The 15,317-nt window shown below is 54.7% G+C and carries 13 protein-coding genes; 1 reads left to right on the forward strand and 12 read right to left on the reverse strand.

The genetic code is table 11. The features are described 5' to 3' along the window. Positions 1 to 5: 5 nt before the first annotated feature. From WW58_RS03340 to WW58_RS03395, 12 genes are all read right to left on the reverse strand, one after another. Entirely contained in the window at positions 6 to 785 is a 780-nt protein-coding gene (locus WW58_RS03340) for an ABC transporter permease (RefSeq protein ID WP_022198896.1), read from the reverse strand. Then, positions 770 to 1,567, reverse strand: coding sequence for an ABC transporter ATP-binding protein (locus tag WW58_RS03345; protein ID WP_102734126.1), 798 nt, complete (start codon positions 1,565 to 1,567; stop codon positions 770 to 772). The genes WW58_RS03340 and WW58_RS03345 overlap by 16 nt, the downstream gene beginning before the upstream one ends. Further along, positions 1,560 to 2,585: an ABC transporter substrate-binding protein gene (locus tag WW58_RS03350; protein ID WP_232051394.1), complete on the reverse strand. Its 1,026-nt coding sequence runs from the start codon at positions 2,583 to 2,585 to the stop codon at positions 1,560 to 1,562. The genes WW58_RS03345 and WW58_RS03350 overlap by 8 nt, the downstream gene beginning before the upstream one ends. A gap of 34 nt (positions 2,586 to 2,619) precedes the next feature. Further along, positions 2,620 to 4,347, reverse strand: coding sequence for a sulfate adenylyltransferase subunit CysN (gene cysN, locus WW58_RS03355; RefSeq protein ID WP_046435386.1), 1,728 nt, complete (start codon positions 4,345 to 4,347; stop codon positions 2,620 to 2,622). 45 nt (positions 4,348 to 4,392) lie between these two features. Then, positions 4,393 to 5,304: a sulfate adenylyltransferase subunit CysD gene (gene cysD, locus WW58_RS03360; RefSeq protein ID WP_046435387.1), complete on the reverse strand. Its 912-nt coding sequence runs from the start codon at positions 5,302 to 5,304 to the stop codon at positions 4,393 to 4,395. A gap of 18 nt (positions 5,305 to 5,322) precedes the next feature. After that, entirely contained in the window at positions 5,323 to 6,006 is a 684-nt protein-coding gene (locus WW58_RS03365) for a phosphoadenylyl-sulfate reductase (RefSeq protein WP_046435388.1), read from the reverse strand. Positions 6,007 to 6,062: 56 nt separating this feature from the next. After that, positions 6,063 to 6,992, reverse strand: coding sequence for a cysteine synthase A (gene cysK / locus WW58_RS03370; protein WP_046435389.1), 930 nt, complete (start codon positions 6,990 to 6,992; stop codon positions 6,063 to 6,065). A 609-nt stretch (positions 6,993 to 7,601) separates the two neighbouring features. Then, the gene (locus tag WW58_RS03375; protein ID WP_046435391.1) at positions 7,602 to 8,276 is read right to left on the reverse strand and encodes a phosphate signaling complex PhoU family protein; all 675 of its coding nucleotides are present in this window, start codon (positions 8,274 to 8,276) and stop codon (positions 7,602 to 7,604) included. Positions 8,277 to 8,301: 25 nt separating this feature from the next. Further along, positions 8,302 to 9,081, reverse strand: a complete 780-nt coding sequence (pstB, locus tag WW58_RS03380; protein WP_022198888.1) for a phosphate ABC transporter ATP-binding protein PstB — start codon at positions 9,079 to 9,081, stop codon at positions 8,302 to 8,304. A gap of 22 nt (positions 9,082 to 9,103) precedes the next feature. Further along, complete coding sequence (pstA, locus tag WW58_RS03385) at positions 9,104 to 10,858, reverse strand: phosphate ABC transporter permease PstA (RefSeq protein ID WP_046435395.1); 1,755 nt, start codon at positions 10,856 to 10,858, stop codon at positions 9,104 to 9,106. A gap of 37 nt (positions 10,859 to 10,895) precedes the next feature. Beyond that, the gene (locus tag WW58_RS03390; protein ID WP_046435397.1) at positions 10,896 to 13,250 is read right to left on the reverse strand and encodes an ABC transporter permease subunit; all 2,355 of its coding nucleotides are present in this window, start codon (positions 13,248 to 13,250) and stop codon (positions 10,896 to 10,898) included. Positions 13,251 to 13,341: 91 nt separating this feature from the next. Further along, positions 13,342 to 14,304, reverse strand: coding sequence for a PstS family phosphate ABC transporter substrate-binding protein (locus WW58_RS03395; protein WP_031930921.1), 963 nt, complete (start codon positions 14,302 to 14,304; stop codon positions 13,342 to 13,344). A gap of 202 nt (positions 14,305 to 14,506) precedes the next feature. Here WW58_RS03395 and pstB (WW58_RS03400) point away from each other — a divergent pair, with 202 nt between their 5' ends. Continuing rightward, entirely contained in the window at positions 14,507 to 15,289 is a 783-nt protein-coding gene (pstB, locus tag WW58_RS03400; protein ID WP_046435399.1) for a phosphate ABC transporter ATP-binding protein PstB, read from the forward strand. The last annotated feature ends 28 nt before the right edge of the window (positions 15,290 to 15,317 follow it).

The following is a 15,317-nucleotide window of genomic DNA, read 5'->3' on the forward strand; positions in this document are numbered from 1 at the left end:
GTTGGTTAAGCTAAATTAGTCCCCCAGCGTCTGTAGATGGCTTGTTCCAGGGGGGAGAAGATGAGTTTGTCTGAGAGCAGGCCTATGAGAATAATAACGAACATGATGCCCATGACCTGCTCCATGGAATTGAGTTCTCTTCCGAAGTGCAGGAGCTGTCCCAATCCCAGTCCTGTCAGGATGGGAACAAAAATTTCTGCGGACATCAGGGAGCGCCAGGAAAAGGCCCAGCCCTGCTTCATGCCGCTGACGATGAATGGAGCAGAGGCCGGAAGCGTGACAAAGAGCAGCGTGTAGGCAGAGCCGGCTCCCATTGTCCGTGCTGCGCGGGCATAAATCGGAGGGACGTTGGCAAGTCCATTTTCTGTGGCCAGTATGACCGACCAGACGGTGCCCATGACAACGACGAACAGGATGGCCGCTTCTTCCTGGCCGAACCACAGGATAGCCAGAGGGACCCAGCAAACGCTGGGAAGCCCTTGAAATCCCAATGCCAGAACTCCGATGGTGTTTCTCATTAGCTGGAAGCGGGCAGATAAAAGTCCTGCCGGAATTCCGATGGAGATTCCGGCCAGGTACCCCAGGAGCAGTCTCCGGATAGTAACGACCGTAGCGGCCCAGAGAGAGTTGTCCCTGATTGCTTCTTCAAGATAGCCGCTTATGGCGGAAGGCGCCGGGAATAGGAAAGGCCTCCACCAGCCGGATAGAGAACCGTATTCCCATATAGCCAAGGCCAGCAAGATGAATACTGAGGATTGGAGAATATTTTTTATGGAAGGGTGCATGATGTTTGTGCGTCTTGTTTTTCTTCTGCGGTTCTGGAAATCGATTTTAATGCCCGTGTGATGTTTGAAGATAGACGGGCCACTCCCGGATCATTGATTTGGCGCGGGCGCGGCAAACGAATGCAGAATTCTCCGCAAATACGTCCAGGGTGGGATGAAAATAAGATGACTCTGTCTCCCAGGCATACGGCTTCCCGTACATTATGAGTGACAAAGACGACGGTAATTCCATGCCCGGCACAAATGGCCTGGAGATCCGCATAAAGTTGATCCCTGGTCATGGCATCCAATGCGGCGAAGGGCTCATCCATCAGGAGAACCCTGGGACGCAATGCAAGGGCCCGGGCTATGGCTACGCGCTGTTTCATTCCTCCGGAGAGTTCATGGATACGGGCATGAGTAAAGTTGTCCAAGCCTACTGATTTCAGGTTTTCCAAAGCTATTTGGAAGCGTTTTGCGCGGGGAATTCCGGTAAATCGGAGACCGAATTCTACGTTGTGCAGCACGTTTAACCACGGGAACAGGGCGAAATCCTGAAAAACGACTGTCCTGTCCGGACCAGGACCTGAGATTATTTCTCCATCATAGGAGATGCTTCCCGTATCCGATTTGATCAGACCGGCGATCATATTCAGCAGAGTTGTTTTGCCACAACCGCTTGGACCTACCAGGCAGATGAATTCTCCTTCCCCTATGTCCAGATTGGCGGAAGAAAGCGCCAGAAGCGATTTTTTTCTGGAAAAATAACTTTTGGAAACGTTTCGTATGGATAATCTACTCATGGCTGGGATTATTTTTATCATTCCGGATGATGCCTTCGACACGGGGAAGTTCCTTGTAAAATCCAGTCCGTACCGTATCCTTGGCAAATACTTGGAGCTTTTCTTCGGATATTTTATTCGTGAAAACTAACCTGGGCCATGCATGGAGAATTAAAGAGGGATCAATGCTGGAACGGGTGAGTTCCTTCAGTTCTTCTACGACAATTTTTTGAGCTTCCTGGGGATGTTCGATGATCCAGAGAGTGAGTTCTCTGTGAGCTTCAATAATGGCCTGCGCCACGTCCGGCTGTTTTTCCAGAATCCTCTTTTGGGCTGTCAGAACAGTAGTTACGGCATCCGTTTCAAGAAACAGGAGCTTGCCTCCGGCTTCTTTTTCCAGGCGGCTAATCCATGGTTCTACAGTCCAGGAGCCGTCCAGTTTGCCTTGACGAAAGAGAGATATCTGTTCCGGATTGGGGGTAGGAAGTATGCTTGCGTCTCCTCCGGATTGAGTGACTGCTACGCCTCCCAGGGCCAACCATGTCCGGCAGGCTATATCCTGAGTATTGCCCAATTGGGGGGTAGCGATGATTTTTCCTTGAAAGTCTTTTTGTGTCCATGCTCCGGAATGGGGAGGAACGACCAGTCCGGCCCCTCCCTGTACGGCTCCCGCTACTATTTGCAGGAGAGTTCCGTTGGATTTGGAATACGCATTAATGGCAGGGCCCGGACCAACGTAGGTAAAATCCAGGGAATTGGCGAACATGGCTTCCATGGCACTGGGGCCGGCGTTGTAAGCATACCATAGAATGGAGATGTTTTTCCCCGTCCGTTCAAAGATGCGTTTTTCAAACCATCCCTCCCTCGTTCGGCTGAAATGCCTGGCAACCAACCCCTGGACATGGGTTACGTTGGGGAAAAGGCCAAAGCGTATTTGATCCTGCCGTTCGGATGCTTCCCGACAGGATGCCAGAAAGGCAGGGGACAGGAGGGCGCCAACGCAGAGCAGCGTGTTTACTGCAAGAGGCAAAATCTTCATGAAATGAGGGAGCAGGTGTTTGGATGGGATAAAATTAAAATTCCACATAGAGAGTGCGCGCCAGAAGAGACGCAGTATTTTCATTCGCTTCTGCGGGGGGAAGGATGCGGTCTGCCGTTTCTGGCGCGGAGACGACATTCCCAAGCCAGATGCAGTAGGCTCCCTTTGCTTTTCTGGGCAGGACGGGAAGGCCCGGCAGCGCTGCAATGCTCATGAGCCCCGCTTCGGCCAGCAGGCCTGAGGCATTGACGATTTCTCTGGCGGATCTGCCCCATACGCCTTCCGCCTTAAAATCCAGACCGTAGGTATGAGCCTTGAGCCGGTGGAGTTCCCGTTCCAGCTGTTTGGCGAAGCTGCGTGCTAGGTCGCTGTCTTCTCCCGCTACGTAAATTTGTTTTCCGCCATGCCCGAAAGTTTCCATGCGTTCATCGCTTGAGACGAATGTCGGGAGTTGTTCCTGTTCTTTTTCAGGAACCTTATCTATGTGAGAGGGACGGAGCATTCCTGCTCCCGCCGTGACGTTATTCAGCGGGTCAATCAGGATGAAAGCTCCTCCGGAGCGGTTATCCCGGTAATAATCATAGAACAGGGGAGAAGCGGTTTCCAGAACGATGCGGCCGACATGGTTCAGAGGAAGCTGCGTTGCATGGCGGCTTTCCAGTGTATTGACGTCTATGTCGTACTGGAGTTCTGCTATCCGCCCCTGGATATTTCTGCCCGCATGGCGTATAATGTATTTGCCTCCGGGAAGAAGGGGTTTTTCAGACATCCAGATGACACGGGCTTCCAGCCGATCCTCGATATGGGGGAGATTCCCTTTTTTGACGATCATGTCACCGCTGCTGATATCTATTTCATCCTCAAGTTCCAATACGACGGACTGGGGAGAGAATGCTTCTTCCAGGTCTCCGTCCGGAGTAACAATCCTTCTGATCCGGCTGTTTTGAAACGAAGGCAGCGTCACGATAGGGTCCCCCCGGCGGATGGAGCCGGAAGTAATGGAGCCGGCGAACCCCCGGAAATCGAGATTGGGGCGTATGACTGTCTGTACCGGAAAGCGGAAATCCCGGAGATTCCTGCTGTCGCTGGCATCCAGCGTTTCCAGGATGGAAAGCAGATGATCGCCTTGGTACCAGGGCGTTTTTCCTGTTGTTTGCGTCACATTTTCCCCTTCAATGGCGGAAATGGGAACGAAACGAACATCCGGGATATTCAACTGTTGCGTGAAGCTTCCGAATTCTTCTTCAATCTTCCGGAATTTTTCTTCAGAGTAATCCAAAAGATCCATCTTGTTGACGGCTACGATGAGGTGCCGTATTTTCAGAAGGGAGGCGATGAACGCATGCCGTTTCGTCTGTGTGAGTACTCCGTGGCGAGCATCAATCAGAATGATGGCCGCGTCCGCCGTGGAAGCTCCGGTGGCCATGTTTCGGGTGTATTGTTCATGTCCGGGGCAGTCGGCAATGATGAATTTGCGGCGGGGGGTGGTGAAGTACCGATAGGCTACATCAATGGTTATTCCCTGTTCCCGTTCCGCTTTAAGGCCGTCCAGCAACAGGGCGTAATCAATTTTACCTGCCCCAGCGGTTCCATTTTTTTCACTGGCTTTGCGCAGCTCTGCCAGCTGGTCGTCAAAAATCAGTTTGCTGTCATAAAGGAGGCGTCCGATGAGTGTAGATTTCCCGTCGTCCACGGAACCGCAGGTAAGTACGCGCAGCAGGCTTTTATTTTCGTGTTCGTTCAGGTATGAGTCGATGTCCATAATGGTAAAAATAAGAGGTGTCGTCAGAATGGTTCATAATAGGGGTTAAAAATATCCTTCTCGTTTTTTCTGTTCCATGGAGGCATCTCCGTCGTGGTCAATGATACGGGAAGAACGCTCGCTCAGCCTGGTTTCCAGCATTTCCGCCACAATCTCTTCTACTGTGCGGGCTGTAGATTCTATGGCTCCGGTTAAAGGGTAACAGCCCAGTGTGCGGAAACGGACGGTTCTCATTTGCGGTGTTTCCCCCGGCTTCAAAGGCAGGCGGTTGTCGTCCGCCATAATCAGGGATCCGTCACGTTCCACAATGGGACGGGGTTTGGAAAAATACAGGTCTACAACCTGTATTTTTTCCAGGCGGATGTATTGCCAGATATCCAGTTCCGTCCAGTTGGACAGAGGAAAGATACGGACGCTTTCTCCCGGATTGATACGACCGTTATAAATGTTCCATAATTCCGGCCGTTGATTTTTTGGGTCCCATTGGTTGAATTTATCCCGGAAAGAGAAGATTCGTTCCTTGGCCCGTGATTTTTCTTCGTCGCGGCGGGCGCCTCCGAATACGGCATCATATTTTCCTGCGGTCAACGCCTGAATCAATGCCTGTGTTTTCATAATATCCGTGTATTTGCGGCTGCCGTAAGTAAAAGGATTAACGCCGGCGGCAATGCCCTCCTGGTTACTGTGGACAATCAGATCCAGATCATTTTCCTGAACGAATCTGTCCCGGAATTCTATCATCTCGCGAAATTTGAATGTGGAGTCTATATGAAGAAGCTTGAATGGGAGTCTGCCCGGATAGAATGCCTTTTTGGCTAAGTGGACCAGTACAGAGGAATCTTTCCCGATGGAATAAAGAAGTACGGGATTTTCAAACTGGCTGATGGCATCCCGGAAAATGTGAATGCTTTCTGCCTCCAACTGCTTTAGCTGGCTGAGTCTGTAAATGCTGTTCATTTTATATGTTTTTGGTTATCAATGTCTTGGTTTGCGATGTAAACCGCACTCCCTGTGTTCTTTTTTTTCCCACCACCATCGTCCGTCGCGTACATCTTCCGTCCTCTTGACAGATCTTGTGCAGCAGGCGCACCCGATACTGGGGAATCCTGCATCGTGAAGAGGATTGTAGGGAACGCCGTAGGCGCGGATATAGTTCCAGACATCTTCTTCTGACCAGTTGGCCAGTGGGTTGATTTTGATGATGCCGTTCGCCTCATCGTTTTCTGTGATATGAAGCCCTTTCCGGGTGATGGACTGAGTGGAGCGTAAGCCGCAGATCCACGCTTTTTTCCCGGCAAGTAGTCTTTCCAGAGGGCGCAGTTTACGGATATTGCAGCATTCGTGACGGTATTCCATACTGTTGCGGAACAGATTGACGCCTTTGTCCAGAATCATGTTTTCCACTTCTTCCGCTACCGGAAAATAAGGAATAATGCGAATGCCGTATATTTCCTCCGTTCTTGCCCAGAGTTCATAGGTTTCCGGAAACAAGCGCCCCGTGTCCAGAGTCGCCAGAGGAATATTCAGACCAAGATGGGAGATCATATGGGTGAGCACTTGGTCTTCTGCCCCGAATGATGTAGCAAAAACAAGGTTTCCTTCGTATTGCGCTGCGGCTTGTCGCAACGTGTCTGTAGCGGTTGGGGAATGAGCGTTCATGAATGTTGGAGCTGGTTGGAGGTGGATAGCCGTATCCGGTAGAAAAGAACGGGATGTCAAATGAACAGAGGAGTTGAGTAGTACCGATCCGCTGAATCGGGGAGGATCACTACTACATTTTTCCCTGTGTTCTCTTTTCTTTTAGCAACCTGGACGGCCGCCCATAGGGCAGCTCCGCTGGAAATCCCAGTCAGAATGCCTTCTCTGACACCCAATTCTTTAGCTGTGGAAAAGGCATCTTCGTTGGAAACTGTGATGACTTCATCATAGATATCCGTATCCAGGGTTTCTGGGATAAAGCCGGCTCCTATTCCCTGAATTTGATGGCTTCCGGCCTGGCCGGCGGATAATACGGGGGAATCTGCCGGTTCCACGGCAATGACGGTGATTCCTCCGGGTTTGCGTTCCTTGAGCAGTCTGCCTATGCCGGTTATTGTTCCCCCGGTGCCTACTCCGGCTACGACGATATCTACTTCTCCGTCCGTATCTTCCCATATTTCAACACCTGTTGTTTCATAATGGGCTCTGGGATTGGTCGGGTTGGTGAATTGACTGGGAATGAAGGAGCCCGGAGTGGCGGCCGCCAGATCCTGGGCTTTGGCGATGGCTCCTTTCATCCCTTGGCTGTCTTCTGTCAGGACAATATCGGCTCCGTAGGCTTTTAGAATATTTCGTCGTTCAACGCTCATGCTTTCCGGCATGGTAAGAATGATGCGGTATCCCCGGGAAGCGGCAATAGCCGCCAGGCCAATGCCCGTGTTGCCGCTGGTTGGTTCAATGATGACGGAACCCGATTGGAGCTGGCCCGATGCTTCTGCCTCGTTGATCATGGCGAGTGCGATACGGTCTTTCATGCTTCCTGCTGGATTCAGGTGATCCAGCTTGAGCAGGAGCCGGGCATTCAGACGATGTGCCTGGGCATAATTCCTTGGCTCCAGAAGAGGTGTTTTCCCGACCAGTTCCGATATGGAGGTGTAAATGTTCATCGTGACGTGCTTTACAGGGATAGATTTAGATTTCTTTTGTATTCCGATAGGAATAATAGGGATTAGTTACTCTTATCCTCCGGAAGTGTCAATATGAATCAAAGAATATGAAATATTATTTTATTATTTGTGTTTTTATGTAAATAAAAATGGTAGAAGAGCTGGGAATGGACGGCTGTAAAATTTCAGAGATTGAGAGTAAAAGGCCGGTTTTCTCCGTTTTCAAGCTATTGGCCGTGAAGGTGAAAGGATGCGTGCGAGGGGCAGATGCCTTGTTTCCTTGCCTTCCTGGAGCATGCAGTTGTATTGAGTCTCTCCGGTTGACGTTATGAATTATTCCTTTTCCCGGAGAGTAATTGTGGCGCTGGGAAAACTGTTTGTTTTGCCCCATTCCATCCTTTGCCGCATATCCCTGGAATGTTTATTGCCTGTATGCTGATAATTTGGCAGTTGTGATTATTTGAAGGATGGTGTGCAAAAACACAGCTGTTGAGAAGATGAGCCGTTAGGACTTATGGGGGAAGCCTCTGACGCACGAAATTCGGATCATGCTGTTCATCATGATCTTTGTATGGGCAACAGGGAATCGCCGTGCGGGCAGGAATTGTTTTATTTTTCTTTTCCGTGGCGGATGTCCGTGGCTTCCTTCAGGAAGACGACGGTGGCGGCGATGGTTTTGGCAATGTCTCCGATACGTTCCAGAGAACGGATAATGAAGAGAAGATTGACGTTGAGGGCAGGGGCTCCCGCCCGTTCGGGGCAGACCAGAAGGGCCAGCGCTTTGCGATGGGCTTTGTCCAGTTTTTTGTCGCGCAGGCGTATTTCCCTGGCGGCGTCCACATCCTGCGTTTCCAGACACCGGGCGGCGTCTCTGAATTCGGATACGGCCATTTCCAGCAGAGGGAGCACAATATCCGGGGAGAGGGATTCCTGATGCCTGATGGAGGCCTTGGCATGCTTGGCGATACCCGTTATTTCCTCCATGCATTCCTGGAGCTTGTCTCCGCATCGGGAGAAGGTGATGACGAGCCTCAGGTCGCGTCCCAGCGGATGGAACTGGGTGAGTACGGAGGAGCAGAGGGAGAGAACCTGCCGGGTTTCTTCCTGCAGCGGGTCGCTGTCCGCAATGATGCTGTTGGCCCCGTCGCTGTCCGGGCCGGAAATGACCCGTTCCAGAATGTCCATGTATTTCAGCAGGCTTCCGCAGATGGCATTGACGCGGAGGCGGATAGCGTTCAGGGCCGCGTCGTAGTGGGGGAGGATGTGATTGCCGGGGGATGTCATGAGGAGAATGGTTTGGAATGGGCTTTTAGCTGAAACGGCCCGTAATGTAGGCTTCCGTTTCTTTTTCCGTAGGATTGGTGAAGATTTGGGACGTTTCCCCGTATTCCACCAGGCGGCCCATGTACATGAAGGCGGTCCGGTCCGCGATGCGTGTGGCCTGCTGCATGTTATGGGTGACGATGACAATGGTGAGTTCTTTTTTCAGGTCTTCCATCAGGTCCTCTATTTTTAAGGTGGCGATAGGGTCCAGGGCGGCGCAGGGTTCATCCATCAGCAGGATCTGGGGGCGGTTGGCAATGGCGCGCGCGATGCACAGCCGCTGCTGCTGGCCGCCGGAAAGGCCGTAGGCGCTTTCATGCAGCTTGTCTTTCACTTCATCCCACAGGGCGGCTCCCTTCAGGCTTCGTTCCACGGTTTCGTCCAGTTCCGCGCGCCTGTTGCGGCCGGCCACACGGAGGGGAAAGACGATGTTTTCGTAAATGCTTTTAGGGAAAGGGTTGTATTTCTGGAAGACCATGCCTACGCGCTTGCGCAGGGAGATGACTTCCACGCGCGGGTCATACAGGCTGGTGCCGTCAATGCGGATATCCCCCTGGTGGCGCACGTCCGGGACCAGGTCGTTCATGCGGTTGATGTTGCGGAGCAGCGTGGATTTTCCGCAGCCGGAGGGCCCGATGAGGGCGGTTACCCGGTTGGTTTCAAAGGTCATGCCGATGTTGAAGAGAACCTGTTTGCTCCCGTAAAAGAAGGAGAAGTCTTCCACTTCAATGATAGGCTCGTCGTCTGCGGAGGCTGGTTCAGTCATGGGATGATGAAGGAGAATGGGGTTAGAAGCTGGAGGCCGCGTATTTTTTGCGCAGGCGGTTGCGGATGAGGATGGCCGTGAGGTTCATGACCACCACCAGCAGGATGAGGAGCAGCGTGGTGGCGAAAACCATGGGCTGGGCGGCGTCCGAGTCCGGAGACTGGAAGCCCACGTCGTAGATATGAAAGCCCAGATGCATGAATTTGCGTTCCAGGTGGATGAAGGGGCCTTCCCCGTCAATGGGCAGGGAGGGGGCCAGCTTGACCACTCCCGTGACCATGAGTGGGGCTACCTCTCCGGCGCCACGGGCCATGGCCAGAATGAGGCCGGTCATGACGCCCGGCAGGGCGCTGGGGAGGATGATGCGTTTAATCATCTGCCATTTGGAGGCCCCGCAGGCCAGGGCCGCCTCCCGCAGCCCGCGGGGGACGGCGGAGAGTGCCTCCTCCGTGGAGACGATGACTACGGGCAGCGTCATCAGGGCCAGTGTGAGGGATGCCCACAGGATGCCGGAGGTCCCGAAAGTGGGCGTGTTGTCCACAGCCAGCTTTTTCCAGTAGAAAAGTTCGTCGATGCTCCCTCCCAGATAGTAAACGAAGAAGCCGAGGCCGAAAACGCCGAAGACGATGGAAGGCACGCCCGCCAGGTTGTTCACGCAGATGCGCACGGCCTGAACCAGAGTCCCCTGTCTGGCGTATTCCCTCAGGTAGATGGCTCCGATGACCCCCACGGGCGTGACCAGCACACTCATGAGCAAAGTCATGATGAAGGTGCCGAAAATGGCGGGGAAGATGCCGCCCTCCGTGTTGGCCTCCCGTGGATCATCCGTGATGAAATGGTACAGGCTGTGGAGGAAGATGCCGCATTTTCCGAAGAATCCCAGGTCATTCGGCTGGTAGCCGTAAACGATTTTATCCATGCGGATTTCTTTCTTTTCCCCGTCTCCCAGGGCATACACAAGAGAGTCTCGGCCCTGTTGAGCCCTCAGTCTGGCTGCTTCCGCGGTGTACCGGGCGTATTCGGCATTGAGCTGTTCCTCTTTGGCGCGGAGCCGGTCCAGTTCACCGGCCGGGTCGTCCATATCCGTGAGAATGGGGTTTTTCCTGGGGACGGCCGTACGCTGTCCATTTTCTTTCCGGATGTCGTAGGAACGTTCTATGGCCTTGATATCCCGTCTGGCGTCCGCCAGACGGGTATTGACGGAGCCGATGTCCCTGGTGTCAATGGTTTTGACCCTGTCCCTCAGGTCTGTTTCCCGGTCCAGCACGCGGCGGAAAGCCTCCATGAATTCCGGTGAGGCGGCGGGGATGGTTTCTCCGGAGGCCAGCTTGAGTTCCAGAGGTTTGACCAGGGCTTTCCCTCCCTCCATGCGTTCCAGGCACAGAAGGCCTTTGGGGGTGGCGGAGGCAGTGACATTGTGCGCGTCCACATAGCGGTAGGATTGTCCATAGGATTCCTTGCTGCCGGTGAAAAGCTGGTATTCCCGCACGTCTTTGGCTGTGGAGCCGGGATGGGCGGGGTCTGCGGGGACGTGGCGCGTCTGGTCCTTTGTGATGCCGGCGTACAGGACAAGCGGTTGTTCTTCTTTTGAAGAAGGGGCGAGCGTCAGTTCATGGATAGTTTTGGGCCAGAAGGCCTCCAGACCGTTGAAGACGATGATGCCCAGCAGGCCGAAAATCATGATGAGGCCCAGGGAGAGCCCGATGGAGGCGAGCCAGATATTGACTTCCCCCAGGGGGCGTTTGGGGGCGGGCGGAAGGCTGAAGTCCTGTTTCATGGAAGGTGGATGGATGGGAGGGAAAGGGATGGATGGTTCACACGACGTTGAAGCGTTTGCGGAGACGCTGGCGCACTATTTCCGCCAGAGTGTTCAGAATGAATGTCATGGAGAAGAGGATAAGGCCGCCCAGGAAGAGGACCCGGTAGTGGGTGGAGTCCTGCGCCGCCTCCGGCAGTTCCGTGGCGATGTTGGCGGAGAGGGTGCGCATGCCGTTGAAGATATTCCAGTCCATGATGGGGGTGTTTCCCGTGGCCATCAGTACGATCATGGTTTCCCCCACGGCTCGGCCCAGACCTATCATCAGGGCGGAGAAAATGCCTGCGGAAGCCACCGGAAGAACAACGGTGCGGACCATCTGCCAGCGGCTGGCCCCCAGAGCCTCCGAGGCGGCGATGAGGGAAGGGGGGACGTTGCTCAGGGCGTCCTCGGAAATGGTGAAGATGACAGGGATGACGGCAAAGCCCATGATGAATCCAACCACCAGGGAGTTGCGCTGTTCATAGGGCATGCCGAAGCCGTTGCGCCACAGGTCTGCGAAACTGGCGGCCTGGAAGTCCCCGTCTCCCCACAGGCCCATGACGCTGCGGCAGAGGCTGATGAGGGGCTGTTCCAGCCAGTAGCCCAGGTATTCCCAGCAGAACCAGGCGCAGAGCAGGATGACGGGGGTCATGACGATGTATTCCACACCGCGGCTGAATTTGTTGCGCCAGGCTGCGGGCCGGGTGGTCCAGAACCATGCGATGAGGGCCGCCAGGCCGGGAATGAGGACGGCCATGCAGAGCAGTGCGGGGACTTTGTCTTCCATTCTGGGGGCCAGGTAAAGGGCGCCGAAGAAGCCCAGTACTACGGAAGGAAGGGAGGCCATGATTTCCATGACGGGTTTTACCACCCGTTTGACGGCAGGGGCCATGAAGTGGGCCGTGTAAATGGCGGCCGTGACTGCTACCGGGACGGCGAAGACAAGGGCGTACAGGGTGCCTTTCAGCGTGCCGAAGACCAGGGGCATCAGGGACAGCTTGGATTCATAATCATCCGTGCCGCCCACGGATTGCCAGAGCCATTTGGGAGAATCGTACCCCTCATACCATATTTTCCCGACCAGGGCTTTGGCGCCGGCTTCCGGGTGTTTGTCTTCCAGAGAGAAGAAATGGATGTTTCCTGATGGGTCCACGGCAATGGCGGCGTTGAATTCCGTATTGGCGGCCAGTTGGACCGGAACGAATTCCAGAGGTCCGCTGTTCCAGCGGATGTCGGCCGTGGTTCCGTAGCAGAGCCTGAGTTCCCGCGGAGTGGAGACCAGGAAGGAACGGTTGATGCCGGATGCCGCGTAATGCTGCACCGGACCGTCCATGGGAGAGAATTGCCTGGTCTGGCCGAAGAGGCGCAGGGAAGTGCCGTCCGGGCGGGAATGGGGATAAAGGCTGAAAATCTTAAGGCTTCCCCTGTCGCCTCCTATGACCAGGGACATGTCTCCGAAAAGCCAGTTGACGGAAGTCATTTTTTCCCCTTTCCCCAGCGGGGTCGGAATCATCTGGCGTCTGACCCATGTTTCCCCATCTTCATCATAGGAGAAGTAAAGAAGTTTGTCCGCGTCCGTAGCGATGACGAGGCTGTCTCCGGAGGCTCCGGGCAGCATGGCCGTGGGGCGGCCTTCCAGCTGGTCCGTCAGGTCATGGAATCCGGAAGGCGCCAGTTCTCCCTCATGAAGCAGGGAGCGGGATTCTTCCAGCGTCATCAGCAGGAGGCGCGTGCCCTGTTCCGTCTCCACGGTTGCGGTAAATATTTTCCGTTCTCCCGCGTCCGCATAGGCTATGCCGGATATTTTGCCGGGGACGGAGCCGTTTTCCGTCAGGGGGTAGAGAGGGCCGGCCTCCGCTCCGGCTTTGTCCGGGCCGTGGGCATTCGTCCGGCCGTGGACGTTGAGTCCGGAATGAACATGGATGAGGCCCACCTTGCCGGATTCCGTGGCGATGGGGTAGGCGGTAAGGGATGTGTCATAGGAATGGGCGCAGACGGTTTCGCCGTCCGGCAGGGAAACGGGAACGGAGGACAGGTTCCCGGTAGTTTTGTCCAGGAAGAAGATGTTTTTCCCGTTGCCGTAGACAAAGGGAAGCGTGCCGGAAGGGTCCAGGCCCCAGGTTCCCGGAACCGGAGAGGAGGGCGCGGGGTGCTGCCGTTCTTCCACGTCCGCGCTCTGGAAGAGAGGAATCGTAACGGCCAGCAGGAAGAAAAGAATGCCGAAAACGGCTACAATGACGGTGAATCCTCCGCCGATGATGGTTTTGGTCATGATGCGGTCAAACCACAGCGTGGTTTTTGCCACCTGAAAGCGTTCCGGAACGGGTTTGGGCTTTCTGGAAGGTGTGGGGGAGGGAGCATTGGAACTCATGACGGCAGAGAGGAGAAGTTGGAGGGCAGGACTCCGGCGGGCGGGCCGGAGTCCTGCCCCGGCATGTGTTTACGGCACGGGAAGGGAGTGTTTATTCAATGCTCTTGAGCACTTCTGCGCTGACTTTGGCGGGAATCGGGTAATAACCGTCCTTGGTCACGATTTCCTGGCCGTCTTTGGATACGATGAATTTGATGAATTCCCTGGTCAGGGTGTCCAGGGGTTCTCCCGGTTTCTTGTTGACGTAAATCAGCAGGTAACGGGAGAGCGGGTATGTTCCGTTGATGCAGTTATCGTAGGAAGGCTGTACCGCCGCCTTTCCGCTTTTTTCCGCCAGGGAGAGGGTTTTTACGCCGGAGGTGACGTATCCGATGCCGGAATAGCCGATTCCCTGTTCGTCGGAACTGATGCCCTGCACGACGGCGGAGGAACCGGGCTGTTCCTTCACGGAGTTTTTATAATCCCCTTTTTTCAGGGCTATTTCCTTCACGAACCCGTTCGTGCCGGAGGCGCTGTTTCTGCCGTAGATGGAGATGGCTTTCCCTTTCATGGAGGGCACTCCCGCATCGCCCCAGTCGGTGATGTTGGAGCCGCCGCGCTTGAAAGTGGAGGAGAAAATGGAGTCGATCTGCGCCAGGGTAAGGGCCTGGATGGGATTGTTCTTGTTGACAAAGAAGGCCACGGCGTCCAGGGCCACTTTGATTTCCGTCGGCTTGTAGCCGTATTTGGCTTCAAAGGCGGCGATTTCCTCCCGCTTCATCTGGCGGCTCATGGGGGCGAGCTGGGCCGTGCCTGCCGTGAGGGCGGGCGGCGCAGTGGAAGAGCCTTTGCCTTCAACGCCGACTTTGACGCTGGGATATTTTTTGCTGAATCCTTCCGCCCAGAGGGTCATCAGGTTGTTCAGCGTATCGGAGCCGACGGCGTTCAGGTTGCCGGAAACGCCGCTGGTGGGCGCATACGGCTTGATGCTGCTGTCAACGGTCACTTGGTTGGCGCCCATGCTCAGGGAGCTGAGGGCGGCGGCGATGGTCAGGATTTTGGCGACAAATTTCATGGCGTCTTTTTTGGTGTGTTGCGTCTTCCGTTTCCGTCCGGCGGGGCCGTTCATGGCGGAAGACGGGGTAGTGATACCCTCCCGCCCCCATGGTGAGGAAGAGAATCCTGGTTAAGAAATCGTCACAAACCCGGAGTAGCCAGGGAGCCCTGTTTTTGGGATACCATGCGTCCAGAGGCGCAGGACGCGCCATTAGAAGAACATGACTCCGCATCCAGCAGCAGCCGACCAGACCGCCGTAGAGGTGGATTCCCTGGATTTTTGTTATGGGAGCAAGCAATCCCTGTTCAACGTCACCATGAAAGTCCCCAGGAACAGGGTGACAGCGTTCATCGGCCCTTCCGGGTGCGGGAAGTCCACGCTGCTGCGCTGTATCAACCGGATGAATGACCGTATTCCGGAGGCGCGCGTTACGGGAGGCTCCATCCGCATTGATGGGGTGGACGTGACTTCTCCTTCCCTGGATACCATTCGTCTGCGCCGGGAGGTGGGCATGGTTTTCCAGAAGTCCAACCCTTTCCCGATGAGCATTTATGAGAATGTAGCCTACGGATTGAAGCTGGCGGGGGTAAAAAAACGCGGCATTCTGGACGAGGCTGTGGAGGAAAGCCTGCGGCATGCCGCTCTTTGGGATGAGGTAAAGGACCGTCTCCATGCTTCCGCCAATGGTCTTTCCGGCGGCCAGCAGCAGCGGCTGTGCATTGCCCGTTCCATTGCCGTGAAGCCGCGCATCCTGCTGATGGACGAACCCTGTTCCGCCCTGGACCCCATTGCGACGGTGAGGGTGGAAGAGTTGATGCACCGTCTCAAGGACAAGTTTACCATCATTGTGGTTACCCATAATATGCAGCAGGCCACGCGCGTTTCGGACCTGACCGGTTTTTTCATGTTGGGCAGGCTGGTGGAATTTGATGCTACGGAGAAGATTTTTTCCAATCCCTCCCTGAAAGAAACGGAGGATTACATTACGGGAAGATTCAGTTAACAGAGAGACGATTATGATTTTTTCAAAG

The sequence above is a fragment of the Akkermansia sp. UNK.MGS-1 genome (genome assembly GCF_000980515.1).
GTDB classification, from domain to species: Bacteria; Verrucomicrobiota; Verrucomicrobiia; order Verrucomicrobiales; family Akkermansiaceae; genus Akkermansia; species Akkermansia muciniphila.

Bases quoted from the DNA above. Each gene is read 5' to 3' on its own strand.
- WW58_RS03340 (WP_022198896.1), bottom strand. From the start codon at position 785: ATGCACCCTTCCATAAAAAATATTCTCCAATCCTCAGTATTCATCTTG.
- WW58_RS03345 (WP_102734126.1), bottom strand. From the start codon at position 1,567: ATGAGTAGATTATCCATACGAAACGTTTCCAAAAGTTATTTTTCCAGA.
- WW58_RS03350 (WP_232051394.1), bottom strand. From the start codon at position 2,585: ATGAAGATTTTGCCTCTTGCAGTAAACACGCTGCTCTGCGTTGGCGCC.
- cysN (WP_046435386.1), bottom strand. From the start codon at position 4,347: ATGGACATCGACTCATACCTGAACGAACACGAAAATAAAAGCCTGCTG.
- cysD (WP_046435387.1), bottom strand. From the start codon at position 5,304: ATGAACAGCATTTACAGACTCAGCCAGCTAAAGCAGTTGGAGGCAGAA.
- WW58_RS03365 (WP_046435388.1), bottom strand. From the start codon at position 6,006: ATGAACGCTCATTCCCCAACCGCTACAGACACGTTGCGACAAGCCGCA.
- cysK (WP_046435389.1), bottom strand. From the start codon at position 6,992: ATGAACATTTACACCTCCATATCGGAACTGGTCGGGAAAACACCTCTT.
- WW58_RS03375 (WP_046435391.1), bottom strand. From the start codon at position 8,276: ATGACATCCCCCGGCAATCACATCCTCCCCCACTACGACGCGGCCCTG.
- pstB (WP_022198888.1), bottom strand. From the start codon at position 9,081: ATGACTGAACCAGCCTCCGCAGACGACGAGCCTATCATTGAAGTGGAA.
- pstA (WP_046435395.1), bottom strand. From the start codon at position 10,858: ATGAAACAGGACTTCAGCCTTCCGCCCGCCCCCAAACGCCCCCTGGGG.
- WW58_RS03390 (WP_046435397.1), bottom strand. From the start codon at position 13,250: ATGAGTTCCAATGCTCCCTCCCCCACACCTTCCAGAAAGCCCAAACCC.
- WW58_RS03395 (WP_031930921.1), bottom strand. From the start codon at position 14,304: ATGAAATTTGTCGCCAAAATCCTGACCATCGCCGCCGCCCTCAGCTCC.
- pstB (WP_046435399.1), top strand. From the start codon at position 14,507: ATGACTCCGCATCCAGCAGCAGCCGACCAGACCGCCGTAGAGGTGGAT.